At 39.1% G+C, this 19,834-nt stretch carries 17 protein-coding genes; 8 read left to right on the top strand and 9 right to left on the bottom strand.

Annotated elements, in window-relative coordinates:
- Positions 1–4: 4 nt before the first annotated feature.
- On the bottom strand, positions 5–1,537 hold the full coding sequence (gene zwf / locus SB49_RS05805) for a glucose-6-phosphate dehydrogenase (RefSeq protein ID WP_062054709.1): 1,533 nt from the start codon (positions 1,535–1,537) through the stop codon (positions 5–7).
- 230 nt (positions 1,538–1,767) lie between these two features.
- On the opposite strand from zwf, the gene gndA reads away from it, so the two are divergent.
- Positions 1,768–3,180, top strand: a complete 1,413-nt coding sequence (gene gndA / locus SB49_RS05810; RefSeq protein ID WP_062054711.1) for an NADP-dependent phosphogluconate dehydrogenase — start codon at positions 1,768–1,770, stop codon at positions 3,178–3,180.
- 99 nt (positions 3,181–3,279) lie between these two features.
- Here the strand turns inward: gndA and carB are convergent, their stop codons facing one another.
- Positions 3,280–6,132 carry a carbamoyl-phosphate synthase large subunit gene (gene carB / locus SB49_RS05815; protein WP_062054713.1) on the bottom strand — a complete coding sequence of 951 codons (2,853 nt, stop codon included), beginning with the start codon at positions 6,130–6,132 and terminating at the stop codon, positions 3,280–3,282.
- Positions 6,133–6,225: 93 nt separating this feature from the next.
- Positions 6,226–6,393, bottom strand: a complete 168-nt coding sequence (gene rpmH, locus SB49_RS05820; protein ID WP_062054716.1) for a 50S ribosomal protein L34 — start codon at positions 6,391–6,393, stop codon at positions 6,226–6,228.
- 157 nt (positions 6,394–6,550) lie between these two features.
- Here rpmH and SB49_RS05825 point away from each other — a divergent pair, with 157 nt between their 5' ends.
- The gene (locus SB49_RS05825) at positions 6,551–7,435 is read left to right on the top strand and encodes a DUF6263 family protein (RefSeq protein WP_062054718.1); all 885 of its coding nucleotides are present in this window, start codon (positions 6,551–6,553) and stop codon (positions 7,433–7,435) included.
- Positions 7,436–7,438: 3 nt separating this feature from the next.
- Positions 7,439–7,954 (top strand): hypothetical protein, encoded by a 516-nt coding sequence (locus SB49_RS05830; protein ID WP_062054720.1) that lies wholly within the window; start codon positions 7,439–7,441, stop codon positions 7,952–7,954.
- Here SB49_RS05830 and cls read toward each other — a convergent pair.
- Genes cls through SB49_RS05845 form a run of 3 tightly spaced genes read right to left on the bottom strand, consistent with a single transcriptional unit; the run spans position 7,951 to position 11,074 of the window.
- A complete protein-coding gene (gene cls / locus SB49_RS05835) occupies positions 7,951–9,411 on the bottom strand; it encodes a cardiolipin synthase (RefSeq protein ID WP_062054722.1) in 1,461 nt (486 codons plus the stop codon). The two genes, SB49_RS05830 and cls, sit on opposite strands and share 4 nt — an antisense overlap.
- Entirely contained in the window at positions 9,411–10,370 is a 960-nt protein-coding gene (locus SB49_RS05840; RefSeq protein WP_062054723.1) for a lytic transglycosylase domain-containing protein, read from the bottom strand. The genes cls and SB49_RS05840 overlap by 1 nt, the downstream gene beginning before the upstream one ends.
- 38 nt (positions 10,371–10,408) lie before the next feature.
- On the bottom strand, positions 10,409–11,074 hold the full coding sequence (locus tag SB49_RS05845; RefSeq protein WP_062054725.1) for an alpha/beta fold hydrolase: 666 nt from the start codon (positions 11,072–11,074) through the stop codon (positions 10,409–10,411).
- 175 nt (positions 11,075–11,249) lie between these two features.
- Here SB49_RS05845 and SB49_RS05850 point away from each other — a divergent pair, with 175 nt between their 5' ends.
- A complete protein-coding gene (locus tag SB49_RS05850; RefSeq protein WP_062054727.1) occupies positions 11,250–11,543 on the top strand; it encodes a GNAT family N-acetyltransferase in 294 nt (97 codons plus the stop codon).
- Between the two features lie 37 nt (positions 11,544–11,580).
- Here SB49_RS05850 and mtaB read toward each other — a convergent pair whose 3' ends face one another.
- The 3 genes from mtaB to SB49_RS05865 all read right to left on the bottom strand — a co-directional run bounded on the left by mtaB (position 11,581) and on the right by SB49_RS05865 (position 14,561).
- Positions 11,581–12,909 carry a tRNA (N(6)-L-threonylcarbamoyladenosine(37)-C(2))-methylthiotransferase MtaB gene (gene mtaB / locus SB49_RS05855; RefSeq protein WP_062054729.1) on the bottom strand — a complete coding sequence of 443 codons (1,329 nt, stop codon included), beginning with the start codon at positions 12,907–12,909 and terminating at the stop codon, positions 11,581–11,583.
- A gap of 140 nt (positions 12,910–13,049) precedes the next feature.
- Positions 13,050–14,225 carry a GlmU family protein gene (locus tag SB49_RS05860; protein WP_062054731.1) on the bottom strand — a complete coding sequence of 392 codons (1,176 nt, stop codon included), beginning with the start codon at positions 14,223–14,225 and terminating at the stop codon, positions 13,050–13,052.
- A gap of 81 nt (positions 14,226–14,306) precedes the next feature.
- Positions 14,307–14,561: a type B 50S ribosomal protein L31 gene (locus tag SB49_RS05865; protein WP_062054732.1), complete on the bottom strand. Its 255-nt coding sequence runs from the start codon at positions 14,559–14,561 to the stop codon at positions 14,307–14,309.
- Between the two features lie 166 nt (positions 14,562–14,727).
- On the opposite strand from SB49_RS05865, the gene SB49_RS05870 reads away from it, so the two are divergent.
- The 4 genes from SB49_RS05870 to SB49_RS05885 are packed head-to-tail and all read left to right on the top strand — an operon-like array spanning position 14,728 to position 19,825.
- Positions 14,728–15,249, top strand: a complete 522-nt coding sequence (locus SB49_RS05870; protein WP_062054734.1) for a DUF4199 domain-containing protein — start codon at positions 14,728–14,730, stop codon at positions 15,247–15,249.
- 34 nt (positions 15,250–15,283) lie between these two features.
- Positions 15,284–16,240 carry a glycosyltransferase family 2 protein gene (locus SB49_RS05875; protein ID WP_062054736.1) on the top strand — a complete coding sequence of 319 codons (957 nt, stop codon included), beginning with the start codon at positions 15,284–15,286 and terminating at the stop codon, positions 16,238–16,240.
- 49 nt (positions 16,241–16,289) lie between these two features.
- Positions 16,290–17,999, top strand: coding sequence for a phospho-sugar mutase (locus SB49_RS05880; RefSeq protein ID WP_062054738.1), 1,710 nt, complete (start codon positions 16,290–16,292; stop codon positions 17,997–17,999).
- The gene (locus tag SB49_RS05885) at positions 17,999–19,825 is read left to right on the top strand and encodes an ABC transporter ATP-binding protein (protein WP_062054740.1); all 1,827 of its coding nucleotides are present in this window, start codon (positions 17,999–18,001) and stop codon (positions 19,823–19,825) included. Before SB49_RS05880 ends, SB49_RS05885 begins: the two co-directional genes overlap by 1 nt.
- Positions 19,826–19,834 lie beyond the last annotated feature (9 nt).

Genomic DNA, 19,834 nt, shown 5'->3' on the forward strand with positions numbered 1-19,834 from the left:
TTTTTTAACTGATTACGCAGAAGCCCGGATCGTCTGCCATATGTTCCCCAGGGTTCCTCCACCCCATGCTGCCTTCAATGAGGTCATCCCCATTTTTGGGACCCCAGACCCCAGCTGAATACCCATAGGTCCGCACATCAGTGCCCTTCTCCCAATAATTGAGAATGGGATCCACAAAACTCCATGCCGCTTCCACTTCGTCCGCTCTGGCATATAGTGTGGCATCACCTTGCATGGCGTCCAATAATAAACGCTCATAGGCTTCCATGACATTGGTTTCTGATAGGCTGGAATAATAAAAATCTAAATTTGCACGCTCTACCTTAAAGCCTTGACCTGGTACTTTTACTCCAAATTTGATCATTATTCCCTCATCGGGCTGGATACGGATAATTAATTTATTATCCTTATTGTTCATATCCGAATTCTTGAATATTTGATGGTGGGGAGATTCAAAGTGGATCACAACTTCTGTAACCTTAGTGGGCATTCTTTTGGCAGTTCGCACGTAAAAAGGAACATCTTTCCAACGCCAGTTATCCACATAAAATTTAATGGCTGCATAGGTTTCGGTCATGGACTGTGGATGAACATCTTCCTCTTCCCTATATCCCTTTACCGGCTTACCATCAATTACAGAGGCAAGGTATTGGCCCCTGATGGTATTTTTTTCCAAAGTCTTTTTATTCTTCATGATCCGCAAGGACTTCAAGGCCTTTACTTTTTCATTTCTTATTTCCTCTGCACTGGCATCTATGGGCGGTTCCATTACTATAAAGGAGATGATTTGTAACAAATGGTTCTGGAACATATCCCGTAGGGCTCCAGACTTGTCATAATAACCCCCTCTTTTCTCCACACCCACGCTTTCTGCATTGGTAATTTCAACATGGTGGATATAGTTCCTATTCCAGAGGGGTTCAAAAATACTATTGGAAAAACGGGTCACCAATAAATTTTGCACTGTTTCTTTCCCTAGATAATGGTCTATCCTATAGATCTGGGATTCGTCAAAGTACTTTTGAAGTCCTTTATTCAATTCTTTGGCCGTGTCTAAGCTATATCCAAAAGGTTTTTCGACAATGAGCCTTTTCCAACCTTTGCTCTCATCATTCAAACCTTGATCAGAAAGATTTTTGGCAATGACCTCATATAAATTAGGGGGCGTAGAAAAGTAAAAAATGAAATTATCCCCGGTCCCGTGCTCCTTATTTAAATCTTTAATTCGTTTTGCTATGTTGGAATACTCTGTATCGTAATCCGTGCCTAAATCCTCGTAGTACAATTTATCAGAAAAGGCTTTTATAAAGTCGTCTTGCCCAGCTTTTACCCTTTCCTTGAGGTAACCGCTTTCATGGACCACCTTTTGACGGAACTCATCGTCGGACATGTTACTTCTACTTGCGCCTAATACTATGAAATTTTCGGGGAGATGTTTTCCTTTATATAAATTAAAAAGTGCTGGGACCAACTTTCGGGCCGTAAGATCTCCCGAAGCACCAAAAATCACCAACATTTGATTTGCAGTTTTATTCATATTCTATAGCAATTGCATTGGATTTTATCCATTTATTTAACAAAATCAGTCTAAAAAGACACATTGGGAGCTTCAAAATGAACTATAGGCCCAAAAGTCGATATTTTAAATTAATTTTGAAATCGTTCTAGTTGGCGCTAAGATAAAACTTATTTAATTTATACAATTTACATCTTAAATTACTTAACATATCAATAGTGAATTCAATTAATTCACAACAATAATAAATTATGGAGAAAATTACATACGATTTTGGGCTTATAGGTCTAGGAGTCATGGGACGTAACTTTATACTGAATGTGGCCGATAATGACTTTTCAGCTTTTGGATATGATTTAGATCAAGAGAAGGTAGATGCACTTATTGAAGAAGGTGGAAATACCAAGAGGGTCAATGCTTCAACGGATCTAAAAACCTTTGTTCAATCCCTGGCCAAACCGCGGAAAATAATGCTCTTGGTCCCTGCAGGTAAGATTGTGGATGCGGTGATAGAAGATCTGTTGCCGGTAATAGACAAGGACGATCTTATTATAGATGGTGGAAACTCATTCTTTACCGATACGGACCGACGAGAGGCCTATTTAAAGGAAAAAGGCATCCATTTTTTTGGATCCGGGGTATCAGGCGGCGCAAAAGGTGCCAGAAAAGGCCCAAGCATTATGCCAGGTGGTAATAAAGAGGCATATAAGGAAGTATTACCCATATTTGAAGCTGTATCCGCAAAATTTAACGGGGAACCCTGTGTTGCCTATTTAGGACCAAAGTCTGCTGGTAACTATGTAAAAATGGTCCATAATGGTATTGAATACGGTTTAATGCAGCTGACCTCGGAAATCTATGATTTGCTTAAAAAGGCAGGCGGATTTAACAATGACGAGCTACATACGATTTTCAATGAATGGAACCAAGGAAGGTTACAATCTTTCCTAATTGAAATTACCGCTGAGATCTTTGCCCAAAAAGACGATAAGGGCACCGGTGCTTTGGTGGACAAAATTCTGGATAAGGCAAAGCAAAAGGGAACCGGGAAATGGACCTCACAAAATGCCATGGATCTTGGTATTCCAGTTCCATCTATTGATATTGCAGTTAGTATGAGAGAGATTTCTGCCTTGAAAGAGGAACGCGTATTGGCAGATTCGCTTTATGGACGACCAGAGCCAAAGACCATTGATAAAAAAGAATTGGTAAAAATGGCAGAAGCTGCATTGTATTTTGCTTTTATCAATACCTACGGCCAAGGATTGCACCAATTAAAAGATGCTTCCAAGGAATACGGGTATGAGCTGGACCTGTCTGTAATTGCTAAAATATGGCGGGCGGGCTGCATTATTAGGGCCGCGATGTTAGAGGATATTTCATCGGCCTATTCATCGGACAAAGAACTGCCTAATTTATTGCTGGCACCGGCCTTTGTGGAAAAGATAAAGGATACTGTTGCTTCAGCTAGACAAGTTGTGGCATATGCGGCAACAAGTGGAATACCCCTACCTGGATTGTCCAATTCATTGACCTATTTTGACGCCTATACCTCAGGCAAGTTACCATTAAACCTGATACAGGCACAACGGGATCATTTTGGTTCACACACCTACGAAAGGAATGATATGGAAGGGATTTTCCATACCGAATGGGGCTCTTAAATAAAGAACCTAACACATAGAAAGCCCCGTAAGATAACTTACAGGGCTTTTTTTATGTTTCAAACTAAACTCCTTATACAAGAAGTTTTGATCGGAATATTACTTACTTAAGTACATTTTACGTCTGTGGTACAGGTTATAGAACTCATCATCCTTAAGACTATCGATAAATAAAATGCTCTCTCCTGTACTTTTCATTTCTGGACCCAAATTTTTATTTACGTTCGGGAACTTATCAAAAGAGAATACCGGTTGTTTGATCGCAAAACCTTCCAATTGCGGATTGAAAGTAAAATCCTTAACCTTTTTCTCCCCTAGCATCACCTTGGTGGCGTAGTTCACATAAGGTTCCTTATAGGCCTTCGCAATGAAAGGCACGGTACGGGAAGCCCTTGGATTTGCCTCGATAATATAGACAACATCATCCTTGATGGCAAATTGAATATTGATCAGACCTACCGTATTTAAAGCCAGGGCAATCTTCTTTGTGTGATCTTTGATCTGCTGCATTACAAACTCCCCCAAATTAAAAGGTGGTAAGGTTGCGTTAGAATCTCCTGAATGTATTCCACATGGCTCTATATGCTCCATGATCCCTATAATATACACATCCTCCCCATCACAAATGGCATCTGCTTCTGCTTCTATAGCACCATCTAAATAGTGGTCTAACAACAACTTATTGTTAGGAATAGATCTTAAAAGACCTACCACATGGGATTCCAATTCTTCTTTGTTGATGACAATTTTCATCCCTTGTCCTCCCAATACATATGAAGGCCTTACCAAAAGAGGAAAGTTTAATCTATCTGATAATTCCAGTGCTTCCTGAGCTGTTTCCGCCACCCCGAATTCTGGAAATGGAATGTTGTTTTCCTGTAACAACCTGGAGAAACTACCCCTATCTTCCGCCAAATCCAAAGATTTAAAGCTTGTACCAATAATCTTTATGCCGTACTTATCCAGTTTTTCGGCCAATTTTAAGGCGGTCTGCCCTCCTAATTGAACAATAACACCTTCTGGTTTTTCGTGACGGATAATATCATAGATATGCTCCCAAAATACGGGCTCGAAATAAAGCTTATCGGCCGTATCAAAATCCGTTGATACGGTTTCTGGGTTACAGTTGATCATAATGGTCTCATAGCCACATTCAGCAGCAGCTAAAACCCCATGGACACAACAGTAATCAAATTCTATCCCCTGCCCAATTCTATTTGGTCCGGAACCTAGCACAACAATCTTTTTCTTATCGGTAACAATACTGTCGTTCTCCACATACCTTTTTCCGTCTGCTGTTTGTATCTCCTCCTCAAAGGTGGAATAGTAGTATGGTGTCATGGCCTTAAACTCTGCAGCGCAGGTATCAACCAATTTATATACCCTGTTGATCCCTAGGGATGATCTTTTATTGTAGACCTCGCTTTCATAACAATCTACCATATGTGCAATTTGTCTGTCTGCAAATCCTTTTTGTTTCGCTTCCAACAACAACTCTCTAGGCAAAGATTCTATGGTGTACTTCTCGATCTCTTTTTCCAAGAAATTCAATTCTTCATATTGTCGCAAGAACCACATATCTATCTTGGTGATCTCATGAATTCTACTCAAGGGAATTCCCAATTGTATGGCATCATAAATAACAAAGACACGGTCCCAACTAGGAATAGTCAACTTACTGATAATCTGATCGTAATCTTTATATCCTTTCCCATCGGCCCCTAGTCCATTTCTTTTTATTTCTAGGGATTGTGTGGCCTTGTGCAGTGCTTCTTGGAACGATCTTCCGATCCCCATTACTTCACCTACCGATTTCATTTGAAGTCCCAACGTTCTATCTGACCCTTCAAACTTATCAAAGTTCCATCTAGGGATTTTTACGATCACATAATCCAAGGTAGGCTCAAATAAAGCCGATGTGGATTTTGTGATTTGGTTATCCAATTCATCCAAGTTGTAGCCTATTGCCAATTTGGTAGCTATTTTGGCAATCGGATATCCTGTGGCTTTTGATGCCAAGGCCGATGAACGGGAAACCCTTGGATTGATCTCTATGGCAATTATGTCTTCTTTTTCATCTGGACTAACAGCAAACTGCACGTTACACCCTCCTGCGAAGTCACCTATACTGCGCATCATCAATATGGCCATATCACGCATTCTCTGATAGGTTTTATCAGAAAGTGTCATAGCCGGTGCAACGGTGATAGAATCTCCTGTATGAATCCCCATAGGGTCCATGTTTTCTATGGCACATATAATGACAACATTGTCATTTTTATCCCTAAGCAATTCCAACTCATACTCTTTCCAGCCCAATAGAGCCTTATCTATCATTACCTCGTGGATAGGAGATATTTCCAAACCACGGCTCAACATCTCGTCAAAATCCTCTTGTTTGTAAACGATGGAAGCTCCAGCGCCCCCTAGGGTATAGGAAGCCCTAATAACCAAAGGAAAACCAAATTCCTGTGCAATTTCCTTCCCTTTTAGAAAAGAAGTGGCAGTGGCCTGAGGGGCCATACCCACCCCAATTTTCAACATCAGCTCACGGAATTTTTCACGGTCCTCTGTAATGTTGATAGCATCGATGTCTACCCCTATGAGTTCAACTCCAAAATCTTCCCAGATACCTTTTTCATCTGCTTCTATACAAAGGTTTAGGGCCGTTTGTCCGCCCATTGTTGGCAAGACAGCATCTATATTGGGATGCTTCTTTAAGATCTCGATTATTGATTTTGTATTTAAAGGCTTTAAATATATATGATCCGCCATGGATGGATCTGTCATGATAGTAGCTGGATTGCTATTGATCAAAATAGTTTCTATTCCATCCTCACGCAGAGATCGTAAGGACTGTGATCCTGCATAATCAAATTCACACGCTTGTCCGATCACTATGGGACCAGAACCTATAATTAAAACTGACTTTAAATCTTTTCTTTTTGGCATTGGATATGTCGTTTAATCTAAATTTTAATAAACAAAAAAAAGGTGCTACTTATAAAAAGTAACACCTTAATATTTTTAATAACAGTACAGTCATTATTTCTTATGTCTTGGCTCTGAAGAAACGCTTAGTTTTTTTCTACCCTTAGCTCTTCTTCTGGCAAGAACTTTTCTACCATTGGCTGATGCCATGCGTTCTCTAAAACCATGTTTGTTTCTTCTCTTACGCTTTGACGGCTGATATGTTCTTTTTTGTCCTGGCATTTTTAATACTTTTTGATGTTTTCAAAACCGCGGTTCTGTCCGCAAAATCTGGGCGCAAATATACGAAGAGTTTTCACTTAGACAAATCTAATTAAAAAAATATTTACGATTGTTTTTATTACTTTTGCGATCGATTATTTAGGAACCTATTTTTTACATGAGACATTTTCTCTCTTTTTTACTTTTCACCTTCTCCATCACTACTATTATCGGGCAAACCTCCCTTCAATATACGCTAAAAATTGGAGATGTTTTTCGGGTGAAACAGAATGCCAACCAGACCATTATCCAAGAATTGGATGGTTCCTCCCATGAGATAATCAACCAAATGAACGGGCTATTAGAATTTAAGGTTGTTGGAATAAAGGAAGAAAACTACATTATTAGCCTTACTTTTAAAGATTTGAACCTAAGAATGACTTCTAGCATTCAGGGAGAATTAATGAACGTAAAGGCAAAACAAGTGGTTCCAGGCGACATGCAATCCAGTATTTTTAATAGTATCCTCAATAGCCCGGTTAAAATGACCCTTGCAAAGAATGGTGACATCCTTGAAGTTAAAGGGGGTGATGCCTTGGTCACTAAAATGACAGCGGCATCTGGGTTGGAAGATGACTTTTCTTTGAAATTGATGAAAAAATCATTACAACAGGAATTTGGTTCAGAAGCACTTTCCAATAGTTATAAGCAAATGACCTATATCTACCCTTCCAAAAAAATAAAAGTCGGAGATACTTGGCAAAATGAATATGACGGAAAGTTGGCAGCATCTACCGTGTGGACCTTAAAAGAGTTAACACCTAAAACAGCCACCATTACCGGGAAGGCAGTGGTTACGATGAATGTTGTTGAACCTGCAAGCACTATGAAACTTACAGGGACACAAAACACAACGATCACCACCAATAGGACTACTGGATTTATTTCTAAAATGAATGTGGAGGGTTTATCCAAAGGGGCCTCCGTAATGGTCCAAATGAGCGATCAAAAGATACCAACAACAATAAAAACAAAAGTTACCTACGAATTAATTAACGAGTAAATCATGTTCAACAAAATTTTTAAACTTATCATCGCCGGATTAATCATTGCTTATGCCATCTATCAATTTATAGAAGGAAATATAGGTAATGGAATCTTTTTAATATTACTATCCACTATTTTCATATTTCTTTACTTTAGAAATGAAATGATACTCCTTGCTTTTCTAAGAATGCGAAAGCAAGATATGGCAGGAACTCAAAAATGGCTGGACAAGATCAAAAATCCTGAAGCTGCCCTGACCACCAAGCAACAAGGTTACTATAATTACTTACACGGCATCCTTTTTTCACAGACCAACTTGACCCAGGCAGAGAAGTATTTCAAAAAGGCTTTAAAATTAGGATTGACCATGGACTATGATGTTGCCATGGCAAAACTGAGCCTTGCAGGTATAGCTATGCAAAAACGTCGCAAAAGAGAGGCCACCACGCTATTGAACGAAGCAAAAAAATTGGACAAACAGAATATGCTGACAGATCAGATAAAAATGATGCAACAGCAAATGAAGAAGATTTAGAGCAATGGGGCCCACAGCCTATTAAAAGACTCCTTGAGTTTCTTGCTAAGGGGTCTGTTTTTCCATCGTTCTATATCTATAATTTCACAGTCCTTTAAATCCTCAATGAATATCCTTTTCATTTTAGATGATATTTTGGTGTCGTAGAGCATTGCATTAATCTCAAAGTTGATTGAAAAGCTTCTATAATCTAGATTGGCGGTTCCTATACTGCTAATGTTGTCGTCTATAACAATTGTTTTGGCATGCACAAAACCTTTGGTATAGCGGTATACCTCAATCCCCGAGTCCAAAAACTGCTCTATGTATGAATCTGTGGCATATTTTGCCGCCCATGAATCAGAATCCTTGGGAATGATAAATTTCACTTCCACTCCACTTCTGGAAGCTGTCGTCAATGCCGCCAATATTTCGGCATTTGGGATCAAATAAGGGGAGGTAATATAAATATATTCATTGGCAGAATTGATGGCTGAAAACAATGCTTCCATGATACTGGCCCAATCCGTGTCGGGACCACTGGATACAATTTGTACAGCAGTAGTGCTTTTTGCTTCTTTTAAGGGTTTTGGGATCAACTTTTTAAAATCAATCTTAGAATCGGAGACAAAATCCCAATTTAAAAGAAATGTGGATTGTAGTGAGCCAACAGCATCTCCCTCTAACCTTAGATGGGTATCTCGCCAAAAAACCTTGTTTTTGAAGGAGTTGTCATATTTTTTCTCTAGGTTAATTCCGCCTACATAACCCACCTTACCGTCTACAACCACTATTTTTCTGTGATCCCTATAATTAAATTTACTGGTGAACCTGGTAAATATTACCGGCATAAAAGCATGGTGTTCCACCCCACTCTCCTTTAATCTACGTTTTATTTTGGCTGATATATCACTGCCCACATCATCATAAATAAGCCTGATCTCCACCCCTTGTTTTGCCTTTTCACATAGGATATCCAATATTTGCTTTCCGAGTTCATCGTCCACTATGATGAAATATTCCATATGGATATGGGATTCGGCAGCCTTTAAGTCTTTTAAAAGTAATTTGAATTTTTGTTCCCCGTTGATTAATATGTCGGCCTTATTGTTGAAGGTGACCACCGCTTTCTCATTATTTTGGAGAAGCTTATAAATTTTAAAGACTCCTTCCCCAAACTCCTCTTCAAATTCCTTATTTTCTCTATAGGTGAACGCAAAAGACTCCCGCCATTCCTTAAGTTTAGCGCTGTCGATTACCGATTTCTTTTCGAAAATCTTATGCTTCCTATAATCCTGTCCAAAAAAATAATAAACCAATAGCCCAAGAAAGGGCAAGGCCGCCAAGGCAAACAAATAAGAAAGGGTCCGTATAGGGTGGCTATTCTTTAAAACAATAAATATTGAGAAAAAAATGACCAGTAAATAATTGATTCCCAATAAAATCTGCCAGAGGTGTTCCTTTATAAAAGCATACATTATTTGGAAACCTTATAATAACCTTTGTTAGGAATTTCTATTACGTATTTCTTTTTGGAACCATTATTTAAATGGGCCTCCCTTAACCAAGGGTTGTGTCTCTTAAGAATCTTATAATTGATTTCGTAGTCTTGTGCAAAATCAGCGAAATTGGCAACAGGAGTATCAACTTCAACAGTAAAGGTTGGCACCGACGTATATAAATCTTCCTTCCCTATTTCAAAGCCATATTTTTCTGGATTGGACAATATTTCCTTAATAGCCAAAATTCTAAATACATAGCGGCCAGTTTCTTCCCCTAATAAAAGATCGTAATAGGCATCTACTTGTTGTACCCCTTGATATTTTTTAATACCATAAGGTCCCGCATTATAGGAAGCAGCAGCAAGGGTCCAACTTCCAAATTTCTCCTTCGAACTTTTCAAATATCTACAGGCCACTTCGGTTGATTTTTCCAAATGATAACGCTCATCCACATTATCATTGATCTCCAATCCAAAATCCTTTCCCGTACCCTTCATTATTTGCCAAAACCCCGTAGCACCTGCAGGCGAGATCAAATTTTGTAATCCGCTTTCCGCGACTGCCAAATATTTAAAATCATCAGGAATCCCGTTTTTCTTTAAAATTGGCTCTATTATGGGAAAGTATTTGTTGGCCCTTTTCATAAGTAACAGGGCATTGGATTGCCAATATGTGTTTACCAAGAACTCCCTATCAATGCGCTCCATTACCTCCGGATCATCCACGGGAACGCTTTCATCGGCAAAATTTAAGTCCGCTGGAATATCAATGGCCCTAACTTTATATCTATAAGAACTGGCGCCGTCTCCTTCGTTGGACTCCTGGTCGTTTGGACCATTTGAGGAACTGCCCAAAGTGTTTTGGACCGCAAATATCAAGCTGCTTATAACACAAAGCATTCCAACCAACATCAATCCGTTTTTAAGTAATTTCATAATCCTTCTCTTAGTTTTTGTTTAATGTATTAAAGGTATTAAATAGAACGTCCATTTTCTAAAATAATTTTAGGTAAGTGCTCATTAAACCACCTATATCTATGAATGATCATGGTGTGCGTTCCATTTTTAACAGGAATGCAATCTTTAATGTGATGAATAGGGAAGACGTTATCCTTTTCTCCGTGAATATGTACCACATTTGGGGGACATTCATTTTGCTTCCAATTTACAATTTGGTCTATGGACCAATCTATGTAGTACTTGTCCCTAACGGAGAGGTACTGCTCATATAATTCCAATCTTTTTGTCACGGTTTCTCCAAAGGCATATTTTGCCAACAGTTCAACATTGTTCACCAAACCCGTAGGCAACAATTTATGTATTCCGGTGTATTTGGCAAACACCATGCGCTTTGGAAGTTCTGCTGTTCGCTTAACGCTGGATACTACAATGACCTTTCTTACCGAAATATGCTTAGCCATTTCCTGTACCAACATTCCTCCAAATGAAACGCCAACCAAAACAACATCATTATGCTCGATCCTAGTACACATTGCTTTAGCGTATTCCGACAGGCTCATGCCCTTATCCGGAACAAACCAGTCCAACACATGTTGTTCAAAAGTATCGGAGGGTAAATTGATCTGATTGAAAATAGAGGAATTAGCTGCCATCCCTGGCATAAAATATACATGGATCATAGGTCTTGGCTTATCCTTGCTTGTGAATAATAAGCTAGGAATTTAGCCAAAATTTTTGTAATTTTGTTGCCGCAATTATAATTTTTCATTCCGAATATTGATTTTAACACAATTAATTTGAAGCAATTTTGAAAACTTCACAATTACATTCTTACGCAATTAAATATCACACTATATGAATGAAGTATTAATTAAGGACAATAGCTTCTTGCGCCAATTTGAAACTACAATTGACGGCAAATTAGCTAAAATTGAGTATTCTTCACAAGAGCGTAAAGTTTTTTTGACAAAATTGGTAATCCCAGAGGAGATTACGAAAGAGGGTTTTAAGGAAGATTTTATTAAAGCTGTTTTGAACAACATCCAAGAGAATAACTTAAGGGTGGTCCCCACAAGTCCGGAAATCGCAGGATTTTTAAGAAAAAACAGGCAGTATAAAGAAATGCTACCCGTTGGAATTCGGATTTAAAAAATTCAAAAGCCTCTCATCTGAGAGGCTTTTTTTTTTATAAACTTACTTCCGATGCTACAAACTCAAAACGCACCATCCCTTCTTCATCAATTTCAGTAAGGCGTATATCACACAGGGTATTCACCAAAGCAGGATCCCAGGGTGTTCTTACTTTAACATAGTTCTCTGTAAATCCATGTATATAACCTTCCTTGTTCTCCCCTTCGAACAAAACCGTTCTATGGGTTCCAATTTGGCTCTCATAAAAAGCGCGTCTCTTTTTAACGGATAGGCCCCTGAGCATTTTACTGCGTTTGTTGCGAACATTTTTAGGAACAACTCCCTCCATTTCCGCGGCAACGGTATTATCCCTTTCAGAATACGTGAATACGTGCAGGTAAGAAATGTCCAATTCATTTAGAAAATGATAGGTTTCCAAAAAGTGCTCGTTGGTCTCTCCAGGAAATCCTACAATAACATCAACCCCAATACATGCATCGGGCATTGTTCTTCTTATTTGGGCGACACGATCTATATAAAGATTGGTGAGGTATCTTCTTCTCATCAATTTCAAAATGGCATCACTACCACTTTGCAATGGAATATGAAAATGGGGAACAAATGTATTGCTCTTGGAAACAAAATCTATGGTTTCATTTTTGAGCAGATTTGGCTCAATAGATGAAATCCGTAACCTATGGATCCCTTCTACGGTATCCAAGGCTTTTACTAGATCTAAAAACGTATGCTCGTGCTTTTTATTACCAAATTCACCTTTTCCATAATCCCCAATATTAACTCCCGTAAGAACAATTTCCTTGATACCCTGAGCGGAAATTTCTGCCGCATTATCCAATACATTTTGCAGGGTGTCACTTCTTGAAATACCCCGTGCCAAAGGGATGGTACAATAGGTACATTTATAATCACAGCCGTCCTGCACCTTTAAAAATGCCCTGGTCCTATCGCCAATGGCATAACTCCCTACATAAAAATCTGCATCCTCTATTTCACAAGAATGTATTTCTCCAAAATCATTTTTAGAAAGGTCGTTGATATAATCTGTAATCTTGAATTTTTCAGTAGCCCCTAAGACCAGATCAACACCATCTACTGCAGCAAGCTGTTCTGGTTTCAATTGTGCATAGCAACCAATAGCCGCCACAAAGGCATCCGGATTTACCTTCTGTGCCTGTTTTACAATATTCTTGAACCGTTTGTCAGCATTTTCTGTTACCGAACACGTATTGATCACGTACATATCGGCCATTTCAGAAAAGTCTACGCGCTGGAAGCCCTCATCTTCAAAACCCCTGGCAATGGTTGATGTCTCTGAAAAGTTAAGTTTACAACCCAACGTATAAAATGCTACTTTCTTTTTCATGGTCCAATTCTTATAATCTGCCCAATATTCTAATTAAATCACCCTAACAAGAGGTGAAACTTTTAGGCATGCAAATATACCAACAAATGTCTGTTTTGTAAAACAGTGCTATAGTCAACTAGATGATTAGGTACGTCTTCTTAATCCTTACGCCATTTCTTTGTCTCCTCAAAAACGTGATTTAAAATATCGGCCTCTATTTCATTGAATTCAACTCCCCTTCTTTCCATCATTATTCTGGCGGTCTCAAAGGCTTTTTTGGGCAGATAGGTCGTAAAACCGGAAGCACCTCCCCAACTGTAGCTAGGGACAAAATTTCTCGGAAATCCCGATCCAAAAATATTTGCACTTACTCCGATCACGGTTCCTGTGTTGAACATGGTATTGATACCGCACTTACTGTGGTCTCCCATCATTAAACCGCAAAATTGAAGTCCGGTTTTTGCAAATCCCTCTGTCTCATAACTCCACAAGCGCACGGGCTCATAATTATTTTTCAAATTTGAATTATTGGAGTCAGCTCCAATATTGCACCATTCTCCCAAAACGGCATTTCCGAGAAACCCGTCATGCCCCTTGTTGGAATAGGAAAAAAGAACGGAATTGTTCACCTCTCCTCCGATGCGACAATGTGGTCCGGCCGTAGTAGGACCATATATCTTGGCACCCATTTTAACAACTGCATGTTCTCCAAGGGCAAAACCACCCCTGATGATACAGCCTTCCATAACCTCCGCATCCTTTCCAATATAAATTGGTCCATCATTGGCATTAAGTATGCTGCACTCTACCTTGGCACCTTCTTCCAAGAATATGTTCTTTGGATTAAATACAGTGTTTGTTTTGGAGATAGGAGCACTTTTTCTGCCTTCGGTCAATATTTTGAAATCGGCTTCCATGGCTTTTCCATTTTTGGAAAATATATCCCAGGTATGTTCTATTCTCAAAATGTCGCCTTCGTATTCTATTGCTGTGTATTTAGAAAAATCAGGATCTTCCTGTGATTCCAGGGCGTAAAAAGCGATAATTTCCTCCTTTTGAAAGATAGCCTCGTTTGGCTTTAGGTTTTTAACCATTTCCACCAACACTTCGTTGGGTAAAAAGGAAGCATTAATTAAAATATTTTCTTCAAGTTCCACCATGGGATACTTTTCGGACAGGTACTCTTCGGTGATGGTTGTAGTGGTGAAGCCCAAGAATTTCTCCCATTTTTCCCTTATGGTCAAAATCCCGATCCTAATTTCTGCTACTGGCCTTGTAAAGGTAAACGGCAACAAGGCATTTCGTACCGTACCGTCGAAAAGAATGTAATTCATGGTTTATTTTTTTGTAAAAATAAAAAAAGTCACGCCTCGATGAACATCGGGGCGTGACTATATAAATTGTAATGCAAAAATTTACTCTTTGCTGAACTTCTTGTATTTGTTTTTGAACTTGTCAATACGACCAGCAGTATCCACCAATTTAGCCTTTCCGGTATAAAATGGATGTGATGTTCTTGAAATTTCCATTTTCACTACTGGATATTCAACACCATCAACTTCTAAAGTTTCTTTGGTCTCTGCTGTAGATTTAGTTAGAAACACGTCTTCGTTAGACATATCCTTAAAAGCTACTAATCTATAATTCTCTGGGTGTATTCCTTTCTTCATGGTAAAAAAACTTAGATACTCTCAATTTTTAGAGCTGCAAATTTAAGGATTTTTCCGAAAACAACAATTTAAATTGAAAAAAAAATCAAAATAAAAAAATAATTATTACTTGTAACAAAAATAGATGATTTACTACTAATAGCAAACAACCATAAAACTATAAAAAATGGAAAATAACAAACCGAACACAGGGAAATTTGCTTTGAATTACGGAGCCTTATTAGGAGGTATTAGTGTGGTCTTCGCTTTAATGCTTTATTCCATGGATATGCATTACCAAGGCGGGGGCATGGTCATAGGGGTTACCGTTATTCTCTCCCTGGCCGTAATTGTCCTGGGAATGATACAGTTTAAAAAGGCAAACAACGGGTTTATGTCCTTTGGGCAAGGACTAAAAGTCGGTGTTGGCATTAGCTTGGTCGCAGGTGTTATAGGTATCATTATGAATCAAATAATGCAAGGGGTCATAGATCCAGAAATGATGGACAAAGCCATCGAATTCCAAAAGGGCACCATGATTGAGGCCGGAATGACCAGTGATCAGATCGATGCCCAACTTAAAATGGGTGAATCATTCAGAACTCCCCTGATGCAAATTCTGTTCGGGTTATTGTTCAGCATCGTATTTGGATTTATATATTCATTAATTCCCGCATTAATTCTAAAAAAGACAGAAACTAATCAGTAATTTGTACTTTTGAAATTATTCTCAGCGGTACCAAATGAATATAAGCATAGTAATTCCCTTACTTAACGAAGAAGAATCACTAAAAGAACTACATGATTGGATTGTGCAAGTAATGCAATCCAATCATTTTTTATACGAAATTCTGTTTATAGATGATGGAAGCACTGATACTTCTTGGAATGTCATCTCAGAGCTTTCCCGAACAAATCCTTGTGTAAAAGGGATCCGATTTTTAAAAAACTTTGGCAAATCGCAAGCCTTACACGCCGGTTTTAAAGCTGCAAAAGGTGATGTGATTATTACTATGGATGCCGATCTACAGGATAATCCAGAAGAAATCAGCGAATTATACAAACTCATCAAAGAGGAAAATTATGATCTGGTCTCAGGGTGGAAAAAAAAGAGATATGATTCCATTCTCTCCAAAAACTTGCCTTCCAAGTTGTTCAATTGGGCAGCGAGAAGAACCTCAGGGGTAAAACTCCATGATTTTAATTGTGGCCTAAAGGCCTACAAAAAAGAGGTGGTAAAAAATATTGAGGTTTCCGGAGAAATGCACCGCTACATTCCAGTATTGGCCAAAAGTGCAGGGTTTTCCAGGATTGGGGAAAAAATTGTGCAGCACCAAGCCAGAAAATACGGCAAAACAAAATTTGGCATGGAACGCTTCATCAACGGATTTCTTGATTTAATCACTATATGGTTCGTATCAAAATTTGGCAAGCGTCCCATGCACCTTTTCGGGGCCCTCGGAGTAATGATGTTTATCATAGGTCTTGGCTTTGCAACCTACCTTGGGATTGATAAACTTTTTATTCACCCCACAGGGCGACTGATTGCGGAACGCCCACAGTTTTTTATCGCTCTAACCGCTATGATCATAGGTACCCAGTTATTTTTAGCTGGTTTCCTGGGTGAAATAATGGTTCGAAACCGAAAGAACGAAACCCGCTATACCATCTCAGAAGAATTGAACCTAATCAAAGATTAAAGTAATATTCTTTGTAATTTTAAATACACCTTAAAATAGTAACAAACACATGGATTCCATACTCAACACCGCAAAAAGTTGGTTAACCGATTTTTTTGATGCCGATACGAAAAAAGAAATAGAAAATCTTATACAGACAAATACTGAAGAACTAAAGGACCGGTTTTACAAAGACCTGGAATTTGGCACTGGGGGTATGAGGGGCGTAATGGGCGTTGGCACCAATAGGATCAACAAATATACCTTGGGGAAAAACACCCAAGGATTGAGCAACTATCTTAAAAAGGTGTACCCAAATGAGACCCTAAAAGTAGTGATCGCCTATGATTGCAGACACAATAGCGACACCTTGGCCAAAACGGTAGCAGATGTATTTGCAGCCAACGGCATTAAGGTATTTTTGTTCTCTGAATTAAGGACCACCCCTGCCCTATCTTTCGCAGTAAAATATTTGAACTGCCATGCGGGCATCGTTTTAACAGCTTCCCATAATCCACCGGAATACAACGGGTATAAAGTGTATTGGACAGACGGCGGACAAATTGTTCCCCCTCAGGATGGAGAGATTATCTCAGAGATCAATAAATTATCTTTCGAGGATATTAAATTCGAGGCCGATGAGAACTTGATCCAATTGATAGATAAAGAGGTTGATGAGGCTTTTATCTCAGCATCCGTAAAAAATGGAAACTTTAACGCCAGGGGGAAAGATGATTTTAAAATTGTTTTCACTTCTTTACACGGTACGTCTATAACTGCCATCCCCGAAGTTTTAAAAAGGGCTGGTTACAAAAATGTGACCATTATTGAAGAGCAGGCGATACCTGATGGAAACTTTCCAACAGTTAAATCTCCAAACCCTGAAGAACCGGAGGCCTTGAACATGGCGATAGAAAAGGCCGAAGAAATTGGCGCAGATATGGTAGTGGGCACCGATCCAGATAGTGACCGATTGGGCATCGCAGTGAGAAACCTAGAAGGCAAAATGGAATTGTTGAACGGGAACCAGACCATGGTGCTAATGACCAAATTTTTATTGGATCAGCGCAAGGCCCAAGGAATGGAAGGCAATGAATTTATAGCCTCCACCATTGTATCTACCCCTATGATGCCCGCCTTGGCAGATGCCTATGGCGTAGAGTGCAAGACTGCTTTAACGGGATTCAAGTGGATCGCTAAAATGATCAAGGATTTTCCAAACCAGCACTTTGTTGGTGGAGGGGAAGAAAGTTTTGGATTTATGGTGGGCGATTTTGTTCGTGACAAGGACGCCGTTACCGCTACCCTCTTGGCCTGTGAAATTGGCGCTAATGCCAAAGCCAATGGCAGTTCTTTCTACGAGGATTTGATAGATTGTTATGTGGATTTTGGTTTCTATAAGGAGAAATTGGTTTCCTTGACCAAAAAGGGAATCACTGGGGCCCAGGAAATAAAACAGATGATGATAGATTACAAAAACAATCCTGTACAGTCCATAGACGGATCCAAGGTTATTTTTGTGGACGATTACAATACATCCACCAAAAAAAATATGGTGACCGGTGAGACTACAACTATAGACATCCCTAAATCCAATGTATTGATCTATACCACCGAGGACGGGACAATTATGGCTGCCAGACCCAGCGGAACGGAGCCTAAAATAAAATTCTATTTCAGCATCAATGCAACCCTGGATAAGGCAAGTGATTTTAAAAAGGTGGATGCCCAATTGGACGAAAAGATCAACAGAATCTTAAAAGAACTGAACCTCAATTAATGGAGTATTTTAAAAAAATCCTTCGGTTTGCCAAGCCTTATCAGAAATATGGCTACTTAAATATATTCTTTAATATTCTTTATGCGCTTTTTAGTGCCCTGTCTTTTGCCGCTCTTATCCCCATGTTGGATGTGCTCTTTAAACAGGATAAAAAGGTTTTTGAGGAACCCACGTATACAGATTTGGGTCATTTGAAGGATTATTTACAGGAATATATCAATTTCAGGGTTACCGCGTATTCTGGGAATGATGAAATGAAAGGGCTGGTATTGGTCATTGGATTGGTATTGATCCTGTTCCTAATGAAGAATTTCTTCAATTACCTGGCCATGTATTATATCACCTTTCTAAGGAATGGGGTTTTAAAGGATATCAGGAACAAAATGTACCAGAAAATTGTGGAGCTGCCTATTTCTTACTATTCAGAAAAGAGAAAAGGGGATGTAATAGCCAGGATTACCTCTGATGTACTTGAAATTCAGCATTCCTTTCTTTCCGTTTTGGAATTAATAGTCAGGGAACCGCTTACCATTATATTTACCATAATAATCATGTTTGGGATCAGTACCAAGCTCACCCTGTTCGTATTTATTTTTATTCCCTTAGCGGGCATGATCATTTCCAGAATAGGAAAATCATTAAAAAAGAAATCGGACCGTGTCCAGAAAGAGTCCGGGGAATTTCTATCCATTGTAGAGGAAACCTTAGGGGGGCTACGAGTCATTAAGGCATTTAATGCGGAATCCAAATTCCAGAAAACCTTCAATACGTCCACATATCGCTTTTTTGATTTCTCCAATAAATTGCTCAATAGGCAAAACCTGGCCTCCCCAACAGGGGAATTCTTAGGGATTTTGGTCATTGGTGTTTTACTATGGTTTGGTGGAAAAATGGTGTTGATAGACAAAACCCTAGATGCCTCCTCCTTTATAGCCTATATGGGATTGGCCTACAACATCCTTACTCCCGCAAAAGCGATCAGCAAAGCCTCTTACGGTGTTAAAAAAGGTGATGCAGCAGCTGAACGCGTATTGGAAATTTTGGAAACCGAAAATCCTATCGGGGAGATTGAGAATCCTATCCACAAAAGCACTTTTGAGAGTGGAGTGTCCATTGAAAATGTATCCTTTAAATACGAGGATGAATATGTCCTTAAAAACTTCAATCTCACGGTCCCAAAGGGACACACCGTTGCTCTAGTAGGTCAGTCGGGAAGTGGAAAAAGTACCATAGCAAACCTAGTGACGCGCTTTTACGATGTGAACGAAGGCATTATTAAAATAGACGATACCGATATAAAGCATCTCACCAAAAACTCTCTCCGCAATTTAATGGGACTAGTAACACAAGATTCCATTTTGTTCAATGATACTGTTCGTAACAACATTGGACTGGGAAAAGAAAATGCTACGGATGAGGAAATAATTGAGGCAGCAAAGATTGCAAATGCCCACGAATTTATTACACAACTTCCTAACGGTTATGGCACTAATATTGGGGACAGCGGAAACAAGTTAAGCGGAGGACAAAAGCAACGATTGTCCATTGCAAGGGCTGTACTTAAGAACCCTCCCCTAATGATATTGGATGAAGCAACTTCTGCCTTGGATACGGAAAGTGAACGATTGGTACAGGACGCACTGGAAAAAATGATGAAGAACAGAACCTCCATAGTCATTGCCCATCGCTTGTCCACCATTCAAAATGCAAATACGATCATAGTGTTGCAAAAAGGAGAGATAGTTGAACAGGGCTCACATATAGAGCTCCTAGAATCTAATGGAGTTTACAAAAAATTAGTGAACATGCAGTCATTTGATGCATAATATATAAGA

Source organism: Sediminicola sp. YIK13 (assembly GCF_001430825.1).
Taxonomy (GTDB): Bacteria; Bacteroidota; Bacteroidia; order Flavobacteriales; family Flavobacteriaceae; genus Sediminicola.